The organism is Actinomycetota bacterium, assembly GCA_035759705.1.
Classification (GTDB): domain Bacteria; phylum Actinomycetota; class CADDZG01; order JAHWKV01; family JAHWKV01; genus JAJCYE01.
This window is the reverse complement of the sequence record DASTUJ010000108.1, coordinates 13894-34264: the sequence shown is the minus strand read 5'-3', so window position 1 is coordinate 34264 and position 20371 is coordinate 13894. Positions and strand designations below refer to the sequence as shown.

The following is a 20371-nucleotide window of genomic DNA, read 5'->3' as shown; positions in this document are numbered from 1 at the left end:
GCACGAAGATGGTCGGGACCGTCTCGGGCGCCGATCACACCGAGTCCATGAACCGGTTCTCCATCAAGAAGGTCGAGGACCTGGCCGAGGTCCAGCTGAGGGGATACATCCTGAAGAGCGGGTCACCCAGCTGCGGCAAGCAGGTGCCGGTTGAGGGATCCGAGGACCAGCCCGGGCTGTTCGCTAAGGCACTGGCCGAGAAGTTCCCGGCCCTGCCGACGGTCGAGGAGACCGAGCTCGAGGACGCCGCGGCCCGCCAGAACTTCGTGGAGCGGGTATTCGCCTACGACCGGCAGCAGAAGTTCTTCCTCAGCCAGCGCAGCGTCGGGCAGCTGGTGATGTCGCACGCCCAGACCAAGCTCCAGCTGGACGCCCACCGTCCCGGCTTGCACGAGGAGGTTGCCGAGACCTTGAAAGAGGCCAAGGACCTTTCCTACGAGGAGCTGGGGGCCCGGTACCTGGCCGCGATGATGGATGCGTTGAAGACCCCGGCGACGCCTGCCGGCCACTTCGGCGTTCTAAAGACGATTTTTGAGGGGGTCAAAAAGGACGTAGAGCCGGCGGTTGCGAAGGAGCTGGCCCGCTCGCTGCAGGACTACCGCCAGGGGAACGTACCGCTCAGCGTCCCGCTGACCCTCATGCGGCACTACGTGCGAGTACAGCAGAATCCGTTCTTCAACCAGCAGACCTATCTGGAGCCGGAGCCGAGAGAGCTCCTGCTGAGGACCCAGGTCTAGTCCCCGTAGATCTCCGTCTCGATTGTTGCCGAGTCCAGCTCGGACTCTCCGGTTACACCGACCCGCTGCCGGGCGGAGAACATCGGACCCCGGGCCTCCACCCTGGGCGCGAACTTGCCCAGCCCAAATCCGGGCATGTCGATGTACATCGACTCGATCTCCCGGCCCCTGGCGTAGGTCTCGTGCCAGAACCCGGTTCCCTTGCGGTCGGCGAGGAAGTTCTGCCACCACTGCTTGTGCGTCCCCGAGCGGGCCCACCTCTCGAGCGAGTCGAAATCCGTCCAGTACTGCCGGAACCCGGCGTGCGGAGGAAGCAGGGACCAGGTGATGTTTTCGTGCAGCAAAAGCCCATCCGGGGTGGGGGTCAACGCCTTCTTCATGATCGGCGGCGCAAACTTCATCAGGGTGGGAAAGCCGCGCGGGGAGTTGACCCGCATCCCCAGGTAGATCACAACCAGGTCCGGGTACTGCGTGAGGTCCGCAGTCACCCGGTTCGGTCTGGATTTGCCCACGCCTCCTCCTTTGGTCAGTCCCGCTTGCCGATGCCTTCCAGCACGATCTTCACCGCCGCCCGGGCGTAGTCGTCGCCGCCGGACTGGTCGCCGTTGGCGGTCAACGCTTTGGCGGCGACCGCGCCGATTAGCAGCTGGGCGGCGTGCTCGGGGTTGGTGATGCTGCCGATCCGCCCCAGGCGCTGCTCCAGCGCCAGGTACCCGCTGACCCGGGAGACGTCGACCGAGGGGCCGATCTCGCCGGACCGGAAGTGGTTGTAGGTGGCCCGCGCCACCTCCTCCAGGTTCGACCTCACGTCGCCCACCCCGGCCTTGAACGGCAGGTCCCGCAGCACCCGGTCCAGGGCGGTGGGACCGTACCTCGGTGCCTTGCGGAGCGGCCTGCCGTCCCGAGCCGGCGCTGCCGCAGGCGGTGGAGGCGGCGCCGGGTAGGCGTGGTGCCTCGGCATCGGCTGCTCGGGACGGGGCTCGACGGTGCGGTACTGCCGCTCGGGGGCGGCGGCAACGAGCTCGGACTCCTCGTCGACGATCTGCTGGGTCGCCAGTCCGGGAACGTCTTCCTCTCCTTCGATGCTGAATTTCGGCAGGATCTTGTCCAGCCACCGGGGCAGGTACCAGTTGGCCTCGCCGAGCAGCTCCATGGTCGCCGGCACCAGGATCATGCGGACGAGGGTTGCGTCGATCAGCACCGCCGCCGCCAGGCCCAGGCCGACCAGCTTGGCGTTGGGGTCCTCGCCCAGGACGAACGAGAAGAACACGGTGACCATGATCGCAGCAGCCGCCGTGATGACCCGGGCGGTGGAGGCGAGCCCGTCGGCCACCGCCTGGTCGTTCGGCTTGCCGCTGTCGTGCTCCTCCTTGATCCGGGAGAGCAGGAAGACCTCGTAGTCCATGGACAGGCCGAACAGGATCGCGAAGAGCAGCATCGGGGTGAAGGCTGCGATGGGCCCCGTGCGGTCGACTCCGATCAGCTCGGCCGGCCACCAGCCCCATTGGAAGATTGCGACCAGAACCCCGAACGCCGCCGCTATGGCGATCAGGTTCATGAGGGCGGCCTTCAAGGGCACGAGGATCGACCGGAAGGCCATCATCAGCAGCAGGAAACTCAGCAGGATCACCCCACCGAAGAAGTAGGGGAGCCGCTCGGTGAGCTTGTCGGTCAGGTCGACGCCGATTGCAGCCGGCCCGCCGGCGTGGATCTCCAGGCCGTCCCCGTCCGCCTTGGAGATGATGTCGTCCCGCAGGTGGTGGACGAGCTCGTCGGTCCTCTCGTCCTGGGGGGCGTACTTGCCGATCACCTGGATGATCGCAGCGTCGGCGTCCTGGGGGTTGGCCGTTTCGTTGGGGATGACCGGGCTGACGCTGGCGACCCCCGGGTCGGCGGCCAGCTGGGTGGCGAGCGCGGTCAGCCTGGGAAGCGCAGCCTGCGAGTCGTCGAAGCTGGCGGCCACCAGGAGCGGGCCGTTGGAGCCGGGGCCGAAGGCATCCGACAGCAGATCGTAGGCCCGGCGGGTGGTCAGCTCGGTGGGGCCGTTGCCGGCGTCCTGGTTCCCCAGCCGGATCGACAGGGTGGGAGCGGCGAGAACACCGAGCACCGCCAGGCACAGGATCGCCGAGATGATCGGGTGTCTCTGGATGCCCCTGCTCCACCGGTACCAGAAGGCCGACTCCTTCGGCTTGGCCGGCTTACCCTTGCGCTTGAAATGGATGGAGAGGCTGTCGATCCGGCGTCCCACCATCGCCATAAGTGCCGGCAGGAGGGTGATCGACGCGAGCATCGTGACCAGTACGGCTATGCCGGCGCCCACCGCCAGACCATAGACGAAGGACAGCTCCATGATGAACATTCCCAGCAGGCTGATGATCACAGTGATGGCGGCGAAAACAACCGCCCGGCCGGCGGTGGTCATGGCTTTGACCACCGCGTCTTCGACGCTCAGACCCTCCTTCAGCCCATTCCGGTAGCGCGTGACGATGAACAGGGCGTAGTCGATCCCCACGCCCAGGCCGATCATCGAGGCGACCAGCGGGGCGAAGGTCACCACGTCCATCACGTTGGCCAGCAGGGTCAGGCCGGTCACGCCGATGCCGACTCCGAACAGCGCGGTGAGGATCGGCAGCCCCATGGCGAGCAGCGAACCGAACGAGACGAGAAGGATGAGGACGGCGAAGCCGAGGCCGTACAGCTCGTTTTTGCCGAGCGGCGGCGCCAGTTCCTGGAACGGGGGGCCGCCGTACTCGACGGTTAACTGGCTGTCCGGGTCGACCGCTTCGTCGACCGCCTCGATGATCTCGTCGGACAGCTCGAGCGGCAGCTCGGCGAAGTTCTTGTTGAACTGCAGTTCGGCGTAGGCGATCTTTCCTGCCGACGGCCCTGCCGGCGCCACCTGGCGGGCGCCCTCCTGTGAGTAGGGGCTGATCAGGGCGGCCAGATCCTCGCCCGAGGCCTCCTCGGCAGCTTCGAATCCGGCTTCCATGCGCTCACGTACCGCGGCGATGCCGTTCTCGGCCCGAAAAACGATCTGGCCGGTGTCCCCGCTTCGGCCCGGCATCTTTTCCTCGAGAATGTCGAATGCTCGTTGGGTCTCCGTGCCCGGCAGGTTGAAGTTGTTGTTGAGCTTGGCGCCGAAGGCCTGGTTGAGGCCTCCAATCCCCACGAGGACCACGATCCAGATGAACAGCATGAGCACTTTGTGCCGGTAGCTGAACCGGGCGAGACCTTCCAGCAACTTGGACCTCCAGGCTTACCAAAACGTCAACTCGAGCTCGCCGGATTCAGGCGAGGATGTCGGCACCCATTATGTCCGGCAACAGTTCCATTTGGAATCGAACGGCTACGGCAAAATGGGGCCGTTTAAGGGAGAAACTGGGTACTTTCGGCATTGCTTATCCAATGGGTGAGCCGAAGAATCGGCAGGCGATGAAAAAACTGCCAGAGACGCAATGCCGGAACTGCGAGGAGCCCGTTCGGCTACCTATGGAGAAGACCAAGCACAGTTGGAGGCATCACGTGCTGGCTGCGATTGCGGCTCTCCAGAAGCCAGAGGAACAGTGCGAGTGTGAGCCTGTTCCGGCACCCTCGGTCGAGTGTCCGCTTCGCCGCCTCCTCTTCTGGCGATCACGCAACCCTGAGCTGCAGCCACCCGACGTTCCCACCGTCCGAAAGAAGGACGACAACGCAGCCCGGGTGAGTCGCATTGCGGTTTTCGCGGCACATGGGATGGGCCAGCAGGTCCCCTTCTCCACGATGGATGTCCTAACCCGCAAGTTGCGGGAGGAGGACGGGAGCCAAGACTGTGACCTGTCGGTTCGGTCGGTCGAGTTCGAGGATGAGGATTGGCTGCGTCGAGTTGAATTCACCCTGCTGAGCGGGAACCAGAAAGTGGATTGCCACGTTTACGAGGGCTATTGGGCTCCGCTCACCGAAGGCAGAATCTCCGTGCGACAGGTGGTGGCGTTTCTGTTCGGCGCTGCAAGGAACGGTCTAAAGAACGGGCGCAAAAGTTTCGTCAGGTGGATGTTCGGGAGCTACCAGCGATTCAGTCCGCTCGGCCGGATGGTTCTGTACCTCTTGGTGGCCGTGGTGGGACTCGGTGCCCTCATCGCAATGAACACCGTGATCGTGCTCGTATCGGCGGCTTCAACGTTCTTGGGGAAGCCGGATGATTGGCTGAGTAGCGCGCTCAAGACCGACCTGACCACTACGTTCAATTTCGTGTTAGCCGCAGCCTTCCTGGTCGTGGCCTTCCTTTTCATCGCAAAGAAGTTTCCCGGCAAAGTGACGGGCTCTTTGAGCGTGGCGCTGTTTGTCGTTTTCTATTTCGTGGCGACGTTGGGAAGTGTGGCCATGTTCACGATGATCTACGGGCACGTGAAGCTGACTCCGGAGGGTTTTGTTAACCGGCGCTGGCTGGACCGCGATCTGATTCGCAATTTCGACGAGATCATGCAGGGGATCGTCCTGCTGCTGGTTGCCGCCGTGGCCGTGTTCTGGGTCGGCTCGCGCCTCGTCATGCTGGTCGGCCTCGTTAAGCGGGACTTCAAGGGCCGGCCGGGGCCAACTTCCGTGCAGGAACGCATCGAAGGGAGGTCGACCTCATCCGTTCTGTTGGCCGGGCTCATCGTCCTGGCCCTGGCGGCGGTGGGGCTCACGGTGAAAATCCTGCTGGAAATTGCCGCCGGTGCGTCGCTCCGCAAGGCGTTTTTGCCCGGCGAAGGCAACCTTTTGCAGGACTTCGTCAACTCGACGCCGGACGCCTTCTTTTGGTTCTTGTTGGTGGGGGCCAGCGCCGCAGTCCGCCGCGTGCTGATTCAGTACGTCGGTGATGTGGCTATCTACATCTCGCCCTACAAGCTTGACGAGTTCAACGAGCTTCGGGAGGAGATCAAAAAAAAGCTGACCAAGGCGGCCCGCAATGTCTACTCGCTCCAGGACGAAGATGGCCGACCCTATTACGACAAGGTCTTTGTGGTTGGTCATTCTCTTGGATCGGTCATCGCCTATGACGTTTTGAACGAACTGATCAGGTCAGACCAGGCCGCAGAGAAGGGTTCGGATTTTGCCGAGCTATCCGGTCTGGGCGTGGCGCAACGTACGCCCCTGCTCCTCACTTTCGGGTCGCCTTTGGACAAAACGGCGTTCTTGTTTGCAGTCCAGTACGACTGCCGGGAGCGAGGACCTCGGGAGGCGCTGGCATCGGCGGGTCAACCGCTGATCCAAAGCTACGACTGCCGGCCTGAACGGTGGATGAACGTCTACTCGCCCTGGGACATTATCAGCGGCTCGTTGAACCTGTACGACGTCGATTTGATCGACGACAAGCCCCTGAATCCGAGAGATGAGGCGAAGAAGGTGTGCAACATCAAGGATCCGAAAGCCACTACCTTGTTCGCTGCCCATGTGGAGTATTGGAAGAACGACCTTATTTACGAAATTCTGCACCAGGAGATCCGCCGGGTTGTGACCGGTGCCTGCAAACCCTGCTAGCGGTTAGGCTCCGTGCTTCTCGTTGTGGATCTTCACGCCTTCCAGGAAGGTGTTCCAGCCCAGCAGTGCGCACTTGATGCGGACGGGGTACTTCTGAACCCCCTGAAGCGCGAGCAGATCGCCGAGGGCGTCCTCGTCCTCGGCATTTTCTCCCTGCATCATCGACTTGAAGGTGTTGGCCAGCGCCTCCGCCTCGGCGATGGACAGGCCCTTGAGCTTCTCGGTCATCATCGAGACCGATGCCTGGGAGATGGAGCAGCCCCGGCCCTCGAAGCCGACGTTGGTGACCCGGCCGTCCTCGATGTCGACGTACAGGTCGATCTCGTCTCCGCATAGCGGGTTGTCCCGGTGCAGGTGGACGTCGGCGTTCTCGATCTTCGCCCGGTTACGCGGTGTCCGGTAGTGATCGAGGATTACTTCCTTATAAAGGTCTTCAAGGTCGCTCAACGGAAAAGCCCTCCTTAGCCGAACATCTCCCGGCAACTCTCCAGAGCGTCAACAAGGGCGTCGACATCGCTATGAGTGTTGTAAATGTAAAAAGAAGCACGATTCGTCGCGCCTACACCCAGTTTACGCATGAGCGGCTTGGCACAGTGGTGCCCGGCCCGGATGGCGACCCCCTTGCCGTCCAGGATCGTGCCGACATCGTGCGGGTGGATGTCTCCGATGTTGAAGGAGACCAGGCCCGCCTTTATCTCTGCGTCCTTCGGGCCGTACACGGTGATGTCGGGCAGCGCCGCCAGACGGTCGAGCGCGTAACGGGTGATCTCCACCTCGTGCTCCCGAATGGCGTCCCATCCGATGTGGTTCAGGTAGTCGATCGCAGCGCCCAGGCCCACGGCCTGCGAGATCGGCGGGGTGCCGGCCTCGAACTTGTAGGGGATGTCGTTGTAGGTGGAGTGGTCGATCCACACGTCGAGGATCATGTCTCCACCGCCGTGGAAGGGCTCCATGTTCTCTAGGATCGAAGGCCGGCCCCAGAGGAATCCGATGCCGGTGGGGGCGCACATCTTGTGGCCGGTGCCGGCGTAGAAGTCGCAGTCCAGCGCCTTAACGTCGACCGCCATGTGGGGGACCGCCTGGGCCCCGTCGCAGACAACGATCGCGCCGACCTCGTGGGCCTTGGCCGCCATCTCGGCGATGGGGTTGATGGTTCCGAGCACGTTCGACACGTGGGTGACCGCCACGACCTTGGTCTTGTTGGAGAGCAGCTTCTCGTACGCTGCCTGGTCGAGGATCCCGTTCTCGTCGACTGGGATTGCCCGGATGATCGCCCCGGTGTCCTTACAGGCCAGCTGCCAGGAGACGATGTTGGAGTGGTGCTCCATCTCGGTGATCAGGACCTCGTCGCCGGCGGTCAGGTGGTGACGGCCCCAGGCGTAGGCGACCAGGTTCAGCGACTCGGTGGCGGACTTGGTGAAGATCAAGCCGTTGCTTGGTGCGTTCAGAAGCGTCGCCAGCTTGGTGCGAGCTTCCTCGAAGAGGACCGTCGCCCGCTGGCCCAGGGTGTGGACCGAACGGTGGACGTTGGAATTATCCTCCTCCTCAAAGCGTTTCACCTCATCGATGACCGCCAGGGGGCGGTGGGAGGTGGCGCCGTTGTCGAGGTAGACCAAGGGGTACCCGTTGACCTGCTGGAAAAGTACGGGGAAGTCCTTGCGGATTGCTTCGGCGTCCATGCTCTAAATCCTACCCCCGTCGGCAAAACTAAAGGGCCGCTGGACGGCGAGTGTTACTCTCGACTCAATAAGAATTTGAAGGAGACTGACGTGAAAACGGGAATTCACCCCGATTACAAGATCGCCACGGTGCACTGCTCCTGTGGCAACACATTTGAAACCCGGTCGACCGTGACGGAGATGCGCACCGAGCTTTGCTCGCAGTGCCACCCCTTCTACACCGGCAAGCAGAAGATGGTCGACACCGGTGGACGGATCGAGCGATTCGAGCGCAAGTACGGCAAGCGCGCCAGCGCCGCTCCTCCCGCCGAGTAGGAACCGCTTGAGCCAAGGAACCACCCATGGCGAGTAAACCCTCTATAGGCGGCCAGGCCGTAATGGAGGGCGTGATGATGCGCGGCCCGGAGTCGTGGGCCGTGGCCGTCCGCAAGCCCAACAAGGAGATTGCGGTTCACTCATTCCCTCTGCCCCGCTACGGGGCGGAGCACAAGTGGACCCGCAAGCCCCTTCTGAGGGGCGTGTGGACGCTCGTAGAGTCGCTGAACCTCGGCTTCAAGGCACTCAAGATCTCCGGCTCCTACGCCGTCGAGGAGGAGGACGACACCCCGGAGGAGACCGCAAAAGTCGAGAAGGCGATGAACGCCAGCCTCGGAATCGGCATGGTGATCATCCTGGCGTTGTTCGTGACGATCCCCGCCTTCATCTCCAAGTGGGGCGGTAACCGGATCGGCGTCGAGGGCGACCTTCTCCAGAACATCTTCGAGGGCGGCATCCGGATCACCTTCTTCCTCGGCTACATCCTGCTGATCTCACTGGTGCCCGACATCAAACGGGTGTTCCAGTACCACGGGGCCGAGCACAAGACGATCTACGCCTACGAGAACGACGACCCGATGGACCCCGAGGTCATCGACCGCTACTCCACACTCCACGTGCGCTGCGGTACCAACTTCCTGTTCATCGTGATGTTCGTCGCGATCATCGGGCACTTCCTCGCCGACCTGCTTCTGGCCGAAGCACCGCTGGCGTTCAAGCTGGCCGCCCGCATCCTGATGATCCCGGTGGTCGCCGGCCTGTCGTACGAGGTGATCCGGGCGGCCGGAAAGAACGACCACTCGGTGATCTTCCGCACCGTGAGCCTCCCCGGCCTGGCGCTCCAGAAGATCACCACCCGCCCCCCGACCCACGATCAGATCGAGGTCGCCATCGCCGCGATGGAGGGCGTCATCAACCGCATCGCCGTCGCCGAGCCCGAGACCGTCAAGGTCTACGAGGTCAAGGCACCCGTCGAGGCCCCGCTGCTGCACCCGGAGAAGGGTCTGCCGGGAGTCGAGCCGGCTTAGGCTTCAATAGAAATTTGGCTGATACAGGCGCGTCCTGATTGGGAAGGAAGCATTCGTGAGCGGTGCGATGTTCGGACGGTTGAGCGAGATCGACACGCGCTACCAGGAGGTCCAGGCCAAGCTCATGGACCCCAGCATCACCTCCAACGCGACCCTTCTGCGGGAGCTGGGCAAGGAGAATGCCGAGCTGGAGCCAACGGTGTTGACCTACCGCCGCTGGAAGGCCGCCTTGGAGGAGGTCGACGAAGCCAAAAAGCTCCTGAACGAGACCGACGACCCCGAGATGAAGGAGATGGCCGAGGCGGAGATCTCCGAGCAGTCGGCGCTTGCCGCACGGCTGGAGGAGGAGCTGAAGGTCCTTCTGGTCCCCACCGACCCGACCGACAACAAGGACGTGATCGTCGAGGTCAAGGCGGGGGAGGGGGGCGACGAGTCGGCCCTGTTCGCCGGCGAGGTCTTCAAGATGTACGAGGGCTACGCCGAGCGCCGCGGCTGGAAGACCGAGATCCTGAGCTCCAACCCCTCCAACATGGGCGGCCTCAAGGAGGTCACGTTTGCCGTCAAGGGCAAGGGCGCCTACTCCCGGATGAAGCACGAGGCCGGCGTCCACCGGGTTCAGCGGGTCCCGGAGACCGAGTCCCAGGGCCGCCTGCACACCTCGGCCATCGGGGTTGTGGTGATGCCCGAGGCGGAGGAGGTCGAGGTGGACATCCACCCCAACGACCTGAAGTGGGACGTCTTCCGCTCCTCGGGACCCGGTGGGCAGTCGGTCAACACCACCGACTCGGCCGTCCGGCTGACCCATCTTCCGTCGGGCACTGTCGTGACCTGCCAGGACGAGAAGTCGCAGCTCCAGAACCGGGACAAGGCCCTGCGAATCATGCGGGCCCGCCTCCACCAGCTCGAGCTGGACCGCCGCGCAGCCGAGGACTCGGCCGCCCGCAAGGGACAGGTCCGCAGCGTCGACCGCTCCGAGAAGATCCGCACCTACAACTTCCCTCAGAACCGGGTTACCGACCACCGGGTGAAGGTATCGGTCCACAACGTTCCTGAGGTCATGAGCGGAGGGCTCGACCCGTTCATCGACGCCTTGATCACCAAACTGAGAACCGAGCAGCTGACGGGCGAATAGTGCGGTACACGGTAGGCAACGTGCTCGACCTGGCCACCTCCGACCTGGAGCGTTCGGGGATCACGGACGCTCGCAACCAGGCCGAGATCCTGGTCGGCCACGTCCTCGAAGCCCGCCGGGCCGACCTTTACGCCGGGATCGACCAACCGGTGACGCTCTCCCAGGCGGCCGAGCTCGACAAGATGGTCGCCGCCCGCTGCTCCGGCCGGCCGCTGCAGTACATCACCGGCGTGCAGAGCTTCCGCAAGCTGGCGCTCAAAGTCGGTCCCGGTGTGCTCGTACCCAGGCCCGAGACCGAGATGCTGGTCGAGAGGTGCCTGGAGCTGCTGCAAGGAGTCGAAAGCCCGCAGGTCCTGGACATCGGGGCGGGCTCCGGCGCAATTGCCCTCTCACTTGCCACCGAGCTGCCCGATTGCCGGGTGTGGGCCACCGAGATCAGCGAAGATGCCTATAGGTGGGCGGACCGCAACCTGGAGCAGACGGGCTTGACCAACGTCGAGCTGTACTTCGGGGACCTGTTCTCGCCGCTCCCAAAATCCGAGAAGGGAAAGTTCGATTTGATCGTGTCCAACCCCCCGTACCTGTCGCAGGAGGTGCTGAACGCCGTCCCCCCCGAGGTGCGGGACCACGAGCCTGAGGTGGCCCTGCTTTCCGGGGACGCCGGCATGGCGACGTGCATCAGGATCATCCGCGAGGGGTTCGACTGGCTGGCGCCGGGGGGCCACCTCGTCATGGAGACGGCCGGCTCGTCGCAGTGGAACGACCTCAGCATCTGGTTCGGCAAGCGTTACGAGAGCGTGCAGATCACCGACGACCTGACCGGCAGGCCCCGGTTTGCGGAAGGGCGGAAGCCATAGCCACCATCGTGTCCAGCAAGTCGAAAACCGCCCTCTACAAGACCGCCAAGGTCCTGGAGGAGGGGGGAGTGGTGGTCATTCCCACCGACACCGTTTACGGCGTCGCAGCCCGGCTGGATTGCCAGAAGGCCATCGACAAGATCTTCAAGCTGAAGGGCCGCCCTCGCTCCAAGCCGTTGCCGATACTGGTGCCCGACATCAAGACCGCCCGAACCCTCGGCGAGTTCGACAAGGACGCCCTGGAGTTCGCCATGGGCAGCTGGCCGGGACCGGTGACGATCGTTGTGAGGTCCACCGACGACGTGCCCGACATCGGCGGCGACGGGACCACGGTTGGCCTTCGAATCCCGAACCACCCGTTCACCCTCGAACTGCTGCGGGACTGCGGACCGCTGGTGGCGACCAGCGCCAACCCCAGCGGCAACCCGACCGCCGCCGTGCTCCAGGAGGTGCTCCTGGACCTTGGGACCGGGCCCGGGATATACGTCGACGGCGGAACGCTGAACGCCCCGGCCTCCAAGGTGATCTCGATGCTCGGGGAGCCCCGCATCCTGCGCTAGGGCGCCGGTATCGGCATCGGATAGAGTGCGACGATGAAAATAGCCATCGCTTCCGATCACGCCGGGTTCCCCCTGAAGACGGCCCTGGTCGAGTACCTGAACTCCAAGGGGCACGAGGTGCAGGATCTAGGCACCGACTCCGAGCAGTCCGTCGACTACCCGGCCTTCTGCGCGGCAGCCGCACGTGCGGTGGTCAAGGGTGAGGCGGAGAGAGGCATAGTCCTCGGCGGCAGCGGGCAGGGAGAGCAGTTGGCGGCGAACAAGGTCCACGGGGCCCGGGCGGCACTGTGCAACGAGTTGTGGACCGCAAAAATGTGCCGCCTGCACAACGACGCCAACGTCCTGGCGATGGGGGCCCGGATTGTTACTCCCTATATGGCACAGGAGATAGTCGAGCTGTTCTTGAACACCGAGTTCGAGGGGGGCCGCCACCAGCCGAGGGTCGACCAGATTCACCAGATCGAACGGGAGGAGTGCGAAGGCTCAGGGCAGGCTACGTAACCCTGGAATTCGTGAAACTCAGGCTTCTCTGACCTTGAACGGGTCGAGCCTCTCGACGGTCTCTTCCGAGACGCCCATACGTTCGTGTGGAGGATTCGGCTGCTCGCGGTCGAGCATTGTCTGGACGGCTGCATCGGGAATATCAAGCCTTTCGGCCACCTCGGAAGCGTCCATGCCCTCGTCGGTGAGGGACTCGACAATGCCTTCGGCCTTCGCTTCCCGTTCAACCGCCACAGTCTCCAGCAGAACTACGCTCTCCAGAAGGGTCCGCGCTTCATCCACCTTTTTGTCTTCATCTACGTTTGACAAGTCGCATTCCCCCCAAGGCCTCTCGCCATGTGTGCAACCCCTGCTTTCGGGGGACTAATCATAGCGGTCAAGCCCGGCACTAATCTGCTTGGCCCGAGGAGGCATTTCTGGAACATCTTCATCAACGCCTTCTCTGTAGATCGGAATCTACGGCTTTGGCTCGAGGCATGCTTCGCCAGCTCTCGGCTCCCCTGTCGGGAAGCGACTTCTCCGCGGCCTGTCTGGTGCTGACCGAGATGGTCACCAACGTGATCCGCCACGGGTGCTCATCCGAGGACGACGAGATGGGAGTGGACATCTACCGCTCGGATGGGTCTCTCAAGCTTCGCGTGAGCCAGCCGGGCCCCCTCTACGATCCCCAGCAGATTCCGCGCCGTAAGGCCGGAGAAGGAGGCGGGTGGGGGCTGCTCCTCCTCGACCGCTTGAGCACGGAATGGGGGGTGGATGCGGGCACGTCGCAGGTGTGGGCGGAGCTGACCGTGGACCCGTGAGCCGGCGGCTTAGGAGCTGAGAGTCCCCGGGGCCGGGAAGCTGCGGCAGAGCTCGGAGATCTCGCCCGAGACCTTCTTCGAGAGGTCGTCGTCCTCGGGGGAGGAGACGACCCGGTCCATCCAGCCGGCGATCAGCTCCATCTCCGGCTCCTTCATGCCCCGCGTGGTCACCGACGGGGTGCCGAGGCGGATGCCGGAGGGGTCGAACGGCTTGCGGGGGTCGAAGGGGACCGTGTTGTAGTTGAGCTCGATGCCGGCCCGGTCAAGCGCTTTGGCGGCCGGCTTGCCGAACACCCCCTTGTTGGTCAGGTCGATGAGGATCAGATGATTGTCGGTGCCGCCGGAGACCAGGTCGAAGCCGCGGGCGGTCAGGGCGGCGGCCAGCGCTTTGGCGTTGGCGACGATCTGGTGGGCGTACTCCTTGAAGGCCGGCTGCGACGCCTCCTTCAATGCGACCGCGATGGCGGCCGTCGTGTGGTTGTGGGGACCGCCCTGCAGGCCGGGGAAGACTGCGAAGTTGATCGCCTTGGCGTGCTCGGTGCGGCACATCGCCATGGCGCCCCGGGGGCCGCGGAGGGTCTTGTGGGTGGTGGTTGTGACCACGTCGGCGTGGGGGACCGGTGAGGGGTGGGCTCCGCCGGCCACCAGGCCTGCGATGTGGGCGATGTCGGCGGCGAAGACCGCTCCGACCTCCTTGGCGACCTCGGCGAAGATCGCAAAGTCGATCTGGCGGGGGATGGCGGTGCCGCCGGCCCAGATCAGCTTGGGCTTCTCCTTGATGGCCAGGTCCCGCATCTCGTCGTAGTCGATGAGGTGGTTGTCCTTGCGCACTCCGTACTGCACGGCCCGGAACCAGCGGCCGGTGGCGGAGACGCTCCACCCGTGGGTCAGGTGCCCGCCCGACGGCAGCGCCATGCCCATGACCGTGTCGCCGGGCTCCAGGAAGGCCAGGTAGACCGCCAGGTTGCACGGCGAGCCGGAGTAGGGCTGCACGTTGGCGTGCTCGACGCCGAACAGGTCCTTGGCCCGCTGGACCGCCAGGTCCTCGATAGGGTCGATGAACTGCTGGCCCTCGTAGTAGCGCTTTCCCGAGTAGCCCTCGGAGTACTTGTTGGTGAGGAGGGACCCGGTGGCGGCGAGGACCGCTTCGGAGACGTAGTTCTCGGAGGCGATCAGCCGGATGGTCTGGGCTTCCCGTTTGGCCTCACCGGTGATCAGCCCTGCGATGTCCGGATCGGTCTGCTCGAGGGCTGCCCAGTACTTGTCCATGTAGGAAGAACGGTAAGGCTGCAGGTGGGTGCGGTCAAATGCATTTGCGAGCGACGGCTGAAGCCGGGAATAGAATGTCGGCCGATGACCCTTTACCTGATGGTCCTGGGCGTTGCGGCCCTGGTCACCTACATCGCCACCCCCGCAGTTCTGACGTTCAGCCGGCGGGTGGGCGCGGTGGATGTGCCGAACGACCGCAAGGTCCACGCGGTGCCTACCCCAACCCTGGGCGGCATCGCCATGTTCATCGGCTTCATAGTCGCACTGGCGTTTGCGTCGTTCCAGCAGCCGTTCAGCGGGTCGTTCCGGCCGCTGTTCGTGTGGCCGGCGCCCGAGCTGTTCGCCATCATCATCGGCACCACGATCATCTTCATTCTTGGCGTGGTCGACGACCTGAAGGGCCTCGGCGCCCCCATGAAGCTGGCCGGCCAGCTGATGGCGGCCGGCTTCGTCTTCCTCAGCGGTGTCCGGCTCGAGTACTTCCGGGTTCCCTTCCGGGGGGTCGGAGCGCTGTCGATGTCGGCCGACGTGTCCGCCCTCGCCACCATCGCCTGGATCGTTCTGATCGTGAACGCGGTCAACCTCATGGACGGGCTGGACGGCCTTGCGGCCGGGGTCACGGCCATCGCCGCCGCCACGTTCTTCGTCTACACCTACCAGCTCCGGCTTCAGGGGCTGGCCGGCCCCGAGCCGACGGCGGCGCTCATCTCCGCAGTGATTGTCGGTGTGACGATCGGATTTCTCCGGTTCAACTTCAACCCGGCCAAGATCTTCATGGGTGACTCCGGGAGCATGGTCCTGGGGTTTCTTCTTGCGACCTCGACCGTCGCGGGGGTCGGCCGGTCGGCCACCCAGAACCAGTCGGACATCTCGGCCGCCTTCCTGTTCTACCTGCCGCTGGCCATCCCGTTGATCGTCCTGGCGATCCCGCTGCTGGACACGGCTCTGGCGATAATCCGCCGGGCCAAGAAGGGCCTGCCGGTGTTCCACCCGGACAAGGAGCACCTGCACCACCGGCTCCTGGAGATAGGCCATGGACACCGCCAGGCGGTCCTGATCATGTACGCATGGACCGCGGTGATCGCTGGAATGACCCTTGCGCTGTCGTTTGCGCCGGTCTACATGCTGCCGTTTGCAGCGGCGGCCCTGGGGATGGTCCTGTACACCGCTCTTCCGAAGCTGAGCGGCCGGTCACTTTGACACTGAAGCCGGGCATTTCAGCGAGGCCGCGTTTGCCGGAAAAGTCGAATCCCGACTACTATGTGGACAGTTCACGGTCCGGTCTTGAAGTTCGCGGATTCGCGAGCGGCATTTCGCGCCTGGGTGCCAAGACCTGATGCCCAACGAACCTAAGCCTCCTCTAACGTCGCATTACGGCAACGCGATGGGGCTGGCGTTCGAACTTGTCGCCACGACCGCCGTGGGCGCCTTTCTGGGTTGGTTGATCGACAGCTGGTTGAACACGCGAGTGATCTTCCTTTTTGTCTTCGCTCTGATGGGCGGCGCAGCAGGAGTTTTGAGGCTCTACAGGACATATGGAACAGACAAAGGCAACGACTGAGCAGGAATCGGTTGAGGGCGTAGCTGTCGAACCCGAGAGCGCTGCCGCCGAAGTCGTAGCCCCGGTCAAAGAGCCTGCATCGGCAACCGCGAGACGAGTTTTGATCAAGGCTTTTACGGTGGGAGCCATCGCAGCCATCGTTGCTCTGGGGGCCGACGGTAACGAAGCTGCCGTCGGAGCTTTTGCCGGTTGCCTGGCGGCCGCGGTCTACGTGATCGGGTACGTCCGGTCGCACGTGTTCCGAAAGTTTGAAGAAAGTACGTTCGACCCGCACGTCACCAGATATGCAGCGCTGCGGTTGGGAGCGATCGTCGGTACCGGGATCGCGCTGTTCCTGACCCTTGGGGAGTCCGCCACGCGGGCCTACCTGCTGGCGCTGGCAGCGTGCTGGTTGATTCTCGTAGTGACAGAGGCACCCCGGGCGCTCAAGCAATTGAGGGCGCGGGGAATCATCGGTTAGGAGGAACTTGGTTTGGCGTTCTTGGCAACACAGGCAGAAGCTGTCGAAGAGTCACCGTTTACCGAGCTAACAGGGCACCTGTCGCCGCACCACTACGGCTGGGCTCCGCACTGGGAAATCGGGGGCATCGACCTTTCTCCCACCAACGCAGTGGTCAACATCTGGCTGGCTGCCTTCCTGTGCGTCCTGGTCTTCGCGATGGCTGCTAAGAAGCGCCAACTGGTCCCGAGCGGCATCCAGAACATCATCGAGGTCATGATCGACTTCGTGAAGGTCAACATCGTCTACTCGGTGATGAACAACAAAGACGGTAAGACCTGGTTCCCGTTCGTCGGCACGGTCTTCTTCTTCATCTTCTTCCTGAACGCGGTCGGTCTCATCCCGTACATCGGGTTCACCGCCACGGCCAACATCTTCGTCACCGCCACCCTGGCGCTCATGATCTACATCATGGCCGTCGTCATCGGCATGGCGAAGAACGGAGCCCTCAAGTTCTGGGTCAAGACGCTGGTGCCGCCGGACATCCCGAAGGCCATGCTCCCGCTGATGGTTCCCATCGAGGTCATCTCGCAGCTGGCTCGCCCGCTTTCGCTGGCAGTCCGACTTTTCGCCAACATGCTCGCCGACCACCTGATGCTGCTGGTTTTCGCCGGCTTCATCTTCCTGGCGGCAGGCAGTGCAGTGATCTACGGCATCCTGCCGATCTCGCTGCTCTTCATGATCATCTTCACGGCGTTTGCTCTGTTCGTGGCCTTCATCCAGGCCGTGATCTTCGCCTTCCTGACCACCATCTACATCAACGACGCACTTCACCCGGGCCACTAATTCTCGCTACCGGCCCGGTAAAGATCGAAAGGAGAAAGATTTGAGCGTTGTAAATCTGGCGCAGGAAGCTGCGACCGGCATGACCGACAAGGGGCTCCAGCAGCTCGGAGCCGGTCTGGCCATCGGCCTGGCAGCAGGCGGAGGCGCCACGGGTATCGGCATTCTGTGGTCCAAGGGCCTCGAGGGCATCGGGCGGCAGCCGGAGGCACGCAGCACGCTGCAGGGTCTGATGTTCGTCGGATTCGCACTGGCCGAGGCGCAGGTTCTCTACGGCCTGATCGTCGCACTGCTCCTTCTTCTGGGCATCTTCTAGGAGGCCTGCAAATGCAATGGGTACTACTAGCTACAGAAGCCGCTGAGGGCGAAGGGGGATTCAACCCCTTCGAGCCTCAGTGGGGACTCGTCGTTTGGACCGCAGTTGCCTTTCTGACCGTGCTCTTCCTTTTGTCCAAGAAGGTCTTTCCGAAGCTGCAGGAAGGCCTTGCCGACCGGGAGCGCAAGATCGCCGACGAGATCAAGGCAGCGGAGGCAACCAGGGCCGAGGCCGAGAAGATCCTCGCCGAGTACAAGAGCAGGGTTGCTGCAGCTCGTGAGGAGACCTCGCAGATGGTTGAGGAAGCCCGCGGCGCAGCGGAGAAGGTCCGTCTGGACCTGATCGCCCGGGCCGAAGGCGACGCTCGCCTGATCGTCGACAAGGCTCGCAAGCAGCTTGCCGGTGAGCGGGAGCGCATCCTGAACGAGCTGGAAGGTCAGCTCACGGAGTGGTCGACCACGATTGCGGGACAGATCGTTCAGCGTGAGCTGAACCCCGAGTCCCACCGTGACCTGGTGGACGGCTTCATCGCCGACATTCGCAAGAGCGAGGCGGCCAAGGCGTGAGCGACACAACCGGAGTAAAAGGCTACGCCCGGGCTCTCTACGAGATCGCGCAGGTTGAAGGCGATGTCAGCCGCGTCTCGGACGAGCTGTTCCGGGTAGCCCGTGCGGTGGAGTCCCACAACGAGCTCCGCCGGGCGCTGACCGACATCGCCATCCCCTTCTCGGGGAAGGAGGCGCTGCTGGAGGAGCTGCTCGGCAAGCAGGCGTCGCCCCACACGCTGAACGCAATTCGTTTTGTGATCAGTCAGGGCAAGGCCCGTGAGCTGGTGGAGATTGCGGACGAGCTGTCCAAGATCACCGCCGTGGAATCCAACAAGGAGGTGGCCGAGGTCCGCTCGGCCATCCCCCTTGACTCCGCACAGAGGGAAGCGATCGCCGAGGCCCTCAAGTCTGCAACCGGGCGCAACGTCGACGTGAAGTCGATCGTGGACCCGAGCGTCATCGGCGGCGTGCTGGCCAAGGTGGGCGACATCGTCATCGATGGCACCGTCCGCGGCAAGCTCGCTCAGCTCAAGCAGCACCTCGGGGTGGACTAACTCAAGCAAACGTACTTAAGAGGAGAACTGATGCCCGATCTGACCATAGGACCGGATGAGGTAAAGACTGCGCTAAACAACCTCTTCCAAAACTTCAAGCCCTCGACCACTCAACAGGAAGTCGGACGAGTCATCGAGGCCGGCGACGGTATCGCCCGCGTCGTCGGGCTTCCGAACGTCGTGGCGAACGAGATGCTGGAGTTCCCTGGGGACCTGATCGGCATCGCATTGAACCTCGAGCCCGAGCAGCTTGGTGTCGTCATCCTGGGTGACGCCAACGCAATCGAAGAGGGCATGCCCGTAACCCAGACCCACAACGTGCTCTCGATTCCGGTGGGCGACGCCTACCTGGGTCGTGCGGTCGACGCGCTGGGCAACCCGATCGACGGCCTGGGCCCGCTGGACAAGTCGAAGCTCGAAGGCACCCGTGAGCTGGAGCTGCAGGCGGCCTCGGTCATCAACCGCCAGCCGGTGACCCAGCCGCTTCAAACCGGCATCAAGGCCATCGACGCCATGATTCCCGTAGGCAGGGGCCAGCGAGAGCTCCTGATCGGGGACCGGCAGACCGGCAAGACGGCCGTCGCCATCGACACCATCGTCAACCAGAAGCAGTACTGGGGAACCGACAAGGCGGTCAAGTGCATCTACGTTGCCATCGGCCAGAAGAACTCCACGGTGGCCGAGGTGCTGAACGGCCTGAAGGAGGCCGGCGCCCTCGAGTACACCTGCGTGGTCAACGCCCCCGCTTCCGCCCCCGGCGCCTTCAAGTACCTGGCTCCGTACTCCGGCTGCGCCATCGGCCAGCACTGGATGTACAAGGGCGAGGACGTCCTGATCGTGTACGACGACCTTTCCAAGCAGGCCGACGCCTACCGCCAGATCTCCCTGCTGCTCCGCCGGCCTCCGGGCCGTGAGGCGTACCCGGGCGACGTCTTCTACCTTCACTCCCGCCTGCTGGAGCGGTCCGCTCGTCTTTCCGACGAGCTGGGCGGCGGATCGCTTACCGCTCTGCCGATCATCGAGACCAAAGAGGGAGACCTCTCCGCCTACATTCCCACCAACGTCATCTCGATTACCGACGGCCAGATCTTCTTCGAGGCCAACCTGTTCTACCAGGGCTTCCGGCCGGCCATCAACGTCGGTACCTCGGTTTCCCGGGTGGGTGGCGCAGCCCAGATCAAAGCGATCAAGAAGATCGCCGGACCTTTGAAGATCGAGCTGGCCCAGTACCGTGAGCTGGCGGCGTTCGCCGGGTTCGGATCGGACCTCGACAAAGCCTCGCAGGCACAGCTGAACCGTGGCGCCCGCCTGACCGAGCTGCTGAAGCAGGGCCAGTTCAGCCCGATGCCAGTCGAGGAGCAGGCCGTCTCGATCTTCGCCGGATCCAACAAGTACCTGGACGACGTCCCGATGACCGAGCTCATCGAGTTCGACACCGGGCTTCGAGACTACGTCGGCACCCGCGCTCCGGAGATCTACGAGCACATCCGGACCAAGGGCGACTTCCCGGAAGAGATCGAGCAGGCGCTTCGCAAGGCGATCGAGGAGTTCAAGGAGAACTTCACCGCTGCCGAGCCGAAGGTTCCCGGCGTCAAGCCCGCAGCCGCACCGAAGGCTGAAGAGGCTCCCCCGGCAGCCGCAGCGGCACCCGTCGAAGAGGCTGAGGTAACCGGGGACACGGCTGCATCTGCCGACCCCGAGTACACCGAAGAGATGTCCGAAGAAGCATAAGG

The 20371-nt window shown here is 63.7% G+C and carries 22 protein-coding genes; 16 read left to right on the top strand and 6 right to left on the bottom strand.

Annotated elements, in window-relative coordinates:
* Window positions 1–737 (top strand): DUF523 and DUF1722 domain-containing protein (locus VFV09_07635; protein HEU4867583.1); only part of this gene is annotated, 737 nt, incomplete at its 5' end.
* Here the strand turns inward: VFV09_07635 and VFV09_07630 are convergent.
* Window positions 734–1249 carry a phenylacetaldoxime dehydratase family protein gene (locus VFV09_07630; GenBank protein HEU4867582.1) on the bottom strand — a complete coding sequence of 172 codons (516 nt, stop codon included), beginning with the start codon at window positions 1247–1249 and terminating at the stop codon, window positions 734–736. The genes VFV09_07635 and VFV09_07630 overlap by 4 nt on opposite strands.
* 14 nt (window positions 1250–1263) lie before the next feature.
* The gene (locus VFV09_07625) at window positions 1264–3978 is read right to left on the bottom strand and encodes an MMPL family transporter (protein ID HEU4867581.1); all 2715 of its coding nucleotides are present in this window, start codon (window positions 3976–3978) and stop codon (window positions 1264–1266) included.
* Between the two features lie 248 nt (window positions 3979–4226).
* Between VFV09_07625 and VFV09_07620 the strand changes: the two genes are divergently transcribed.
* Entirely contained in the window at window positions 4227–6236 is a 2010-nt protein-coding gene (locus VFV09_07620; GenBank protein HEU4867580.1) for a hypothetical protein, read from the top strand.
* 3 nt (window positions 6237–6239) lie between these two features.
* Here the strand turns inward: VFV09_07620 and VFV09_07615 are convergent, their stop codons facing one another.
* Window positions 6240–6683, bottom strand: coding sequence for an SUF system NifU family Fe-S cluster assembly protein (locus tag VFV09_07615; protein HEU4867579.1), 444 nt, complete (start codon window positions 6681–6683; stop codon window positions 6240–6242).
* 14 nt (window positions 6684–6697) lie between these two features.
* A complete protein-coding gene (locus tag VFV09_07610; protein ID HEU4867578.1) occupies window positions 6698–7915 on the bottom strand; it encodes a cysteine desulfurase in 1218 nt (405 codons plus the stop codon).
* A 90-nt stretch (window positions 7916–8005) separates the two neighbouring features.
* Here VFV09_07610 and rpmE point away from each other — a divergent pair, with 90 nt between their 5' ends.
* The 6 genes from rpmE (at window position 8006) to rpiB (ending at window position 12308) form a co-directional block, all read left to right on the top strand.
* Window positions 8006–8230 (top strand): 50S ribosomal protein L31, encoded by a 225-nt coding sequence (gene rpmE / locus VFV09_07605; GenBank protein HEU4867577.1) that lies wholly within the window; start codon window positions 8006–8008, stop codon window positions 8228–8230.
* Between the two features lie 26 nt (window positions 8231–8256).
* Window positions 8257–9258, top strand: a complete 1002-nt coding sequence (locus VFV09_07600) for a DUF1385 domain-containing protein (protein HEU4867576.1) — start codon at window positions 8257–8259, stop codon at window positions 9256–9258.
* Window positions 9259–9325: 67 nt separating this feature from the next.
* On the top strand, window positions 9326–10390 hold the full coding sequence (prfA, locus tag VFV09_07595) for a peptide chain release factor 1 (GenBank protein HEU4867575.1): 1065 nt from the start codon (window positions 9326–9328) through the stop codon (window positions 10388–10390).
* Window positions 10390–11247: a peptide chain release factor N(5)-glutamine methyltransferase gene (gene prmC / locus VFV09_07590; protein ID HEU4867574.1), complete on the top strand. Its 858-nt coding sequence runs from the start codon at window positions 10390–10392 to the stop codon at window positions 11245–11247. Before prfA ends, prmC begins: the two co-directional genes overlap by 1 nt.
* Before the next feature lie 8 nt (window positions 11248–11255).
* A complete protein-coding gene (locus tag VFV09_07585) occupies window positions 11256–11807 on the top strand; it encodes an L-threonylcarbamoyladenylate synthase (GenBank protein HEU4867573.1) in 552 nt (183 codons plus the stop codon).
* Window positions 11808–11840: 33 nt separating this feature from the next.
* Window positions 11841–12308, top strand: coding sequence for a ribose 5-phosphate isomerase B (gene rpiB / locus VFV09_07580; GenBank protein HEU4867572.1), 468 nt, complete (start codon window positions 11841–11843; stop codon window positions 12306–12308).
* A gap of 18 nt (window positions 12309–12326) precedes the next feature.
* Here the strand turns inward: rpiB and VFV09_07575 are convergent, their stop codons facing one another.
* Complete coding sequence (locus VFV09_07575; GenBank protein ID HEU4867571.1) at window positions 12327–12590, bottom strand: hypothetical protein; 264 nt, start codon at window positions 12588–12590, stop codon at window positions 12327–12329.
* A 182-nt stretch (window positions 12591–12772) separates the two neighbouring features.
* On the opposite strand from VFV09_07575, the gene VFV09_07570 reads away from it, so the two are divergent.
* Window positions 12773–13108: an ATP-binding protein gene (locus VFV09_07570; GenBank protein HEU4867570.1), complete on the top strand. Its 336-nt coding sequence runs from the start codon at window positions 12773–12775 to the stop codon at window positions 13106–13108.
* Between the two features lie 9 nt (window positions 13109–13117).
* Here the strand turns inward: VFV09_07570 and glyA are convergent, their stop codons facing one another.
* Window positions 13118–14377, bottom strand: a complete 1260-nt coding sequence (gene glyA / locus VFV09_07565; protein ID HEU4867569.1) for a serine hydroxymethyltransferase — start codon at window positions 14375–14377, stop codon at window positions 13118–13120.
* Window positions 14378–14461: 84 nt separating this feature from the next.
* Here glyA and VFV09_07560 point away from each other — a divergent pair, with 84 nt between their 5' ends.
* The 7 genes from VFV09_07560 to atpA all read left to right on the top strand — a co-directional run bounded on the left by VFV09_07560 (window position 14462) and on the right by atpA (window position 20369).
* Window positions 14462–15577 (top strand): MraY family glycosyltransferase, encoded by a 1116-nt coding sequence (locus tag VFV09_07560; GenBank protein ID HEU4867568.1) that lies wholly within the window; start codon window positions 14462–14464, stop codon window positions 15575–15577.
* 335 nt (window positions 15578–15912) lie between these two features.
* Window positions 15913–16398, top strand: a complete 486-nt coding sequence (locus tag VFV09_07555) for a hypothetical protein (GenBank protein ID HEU4867567.1) — start codon at window positions 15913–15915, stop codon at window positions 16396–16398.
* A 12-nt stretch (window positions 16399–16410) separates the two neighbouring features.
* Window positions 16411–17223: a F0F1 ATP synthase subunit A gene (gene atpB / locus VFV09_07550; GenBank protein ID HEU4867566.1), complete on the top strand. Its 813-nt coding sequence runs from the start codon at window positions 16411–16413 to the stop codon at window positions 17221–17223.
* A 40-nt stretch (window positions 17224–17263) separates the two neighbouring features.
* Entirely contained in the window at window positions 17264–17536 is a 273-nt protein-coding gene (gene atpE / locus VFV09_07545; protein HEU4867565.1) for an ATP synthase F0 subunit C, read from the top strand.
* An 11-nt stretch (window positions 17537–17547) separates the two neighbouring features.
* Window positions 17548–18102, top strand: coding sequence for a F0F1 ATP synthase subunit B (gene atpF, locus VFV09_07540; GenBank protein ID HEU4867564.1), 555 nt, complete (start codon window positions 17548–17550; stop codon window positions 18100–18102).
* On the top strand, window positions 18099–18638 hold the full coding sequence (atpH, locus tag VFV09_07535) for an ATP synthase F1 subunit delta (protein HEU4867563.1): 540 nt from the start codon (window positions 18099–18101) through the stop codon (window positions 18636–18638). The genes atpF and atpH overlap by 4 nt, the downstream gene beginning before the upstream one ends.
* A 30-nt stretch (window positions 18639–18668) precedes the next feature.
* A complete protein-coding gene (gene atpA, locus VFV09_07530) occupies window positions 18669–20369 on the top strand; it encodes a F0F1 ATP synthase subunit alpha (GenBank protein HEU4867562.1) in 1701 nt (566 codons plus the stop codon).
* Window positions 20370–20371: the final 2 nt, after the last annotated feature.

What these genes read in the sequence shown, in the direction of transcription:
- atpF (HEU4867564.1), top strand. Translation starts at nt 17,548, where the DNA reads ATGCAATGGGTACTACTAGCTACAGAAGCCGCTGAGGGCGAAGGGGGA.
- VFV09_07560 (HEU4867568.1), top strand. Translation starts at nt 14,462, where the DNA reads ATGACCCTTTACCTGATGGTCCTGGGCGTTGCGGCCCTGGTCACCTAC.
- VFV09_07620 (HEU4867580.1), top strand. Translation starts at nt 4,227, where the DNA reads ATGGAGAAGACCAAGCACAGTTGGAGGCATCACGTGCTGGCTGCGATT.
- VFV09_07610 (HEU4867578.1), bottom strand. Translation starts at nt 7,915, where the DNA reads ATGGACGCCGAAGCAATCCGCAAGGACTTCCCCGTACTTTTCCAGCAG.
- VFV09_07555 (HEU4867567.1), top strand. Translation starts at nt 15,913, where the DNA reads ATGGAACAGACAAAGGCAACGACTGAGCAGGAATCGGTTGAGGGCGTA.
- atpA (HEU4867562.1), top strand. Translation starts at nt 18,669, where the DNA reads ATGCCCGATCTGACCATAGGACCGGATGAGGTAAAGACTGCGCTAAAC.
- prfA (HEU4867575.1), top strand. Translation starts at nt 9,326, where the DNA reads ATGTTCGGACGGTTGAGCGAGATCGACACGCGCTACCAGGAGGTCCAG.
- VFV09_07600 (HEU4867576.1), top strand. Translation starts at nt 8,257, where the DNA reads ATGGCGAGTAAACCCTCTATAGGCGGCCAGGCCGTAATGGAGGGCGTG.
- glyA (HEU4867569.1), bottom strand. Translation starts at nt 14,377, where the DNA reads ATGGACAAGTACTGGGCAGCCCTCGAGCAGACCGATCCGGACATCGCA.
- rpiB (HEU4867572.1), top strand. Translation starts at nt 11,841, where the DNA reads ATGAAAATAGCCATCGCTTCCGATCACGCCGGGTTCCCCCTGAAGACG.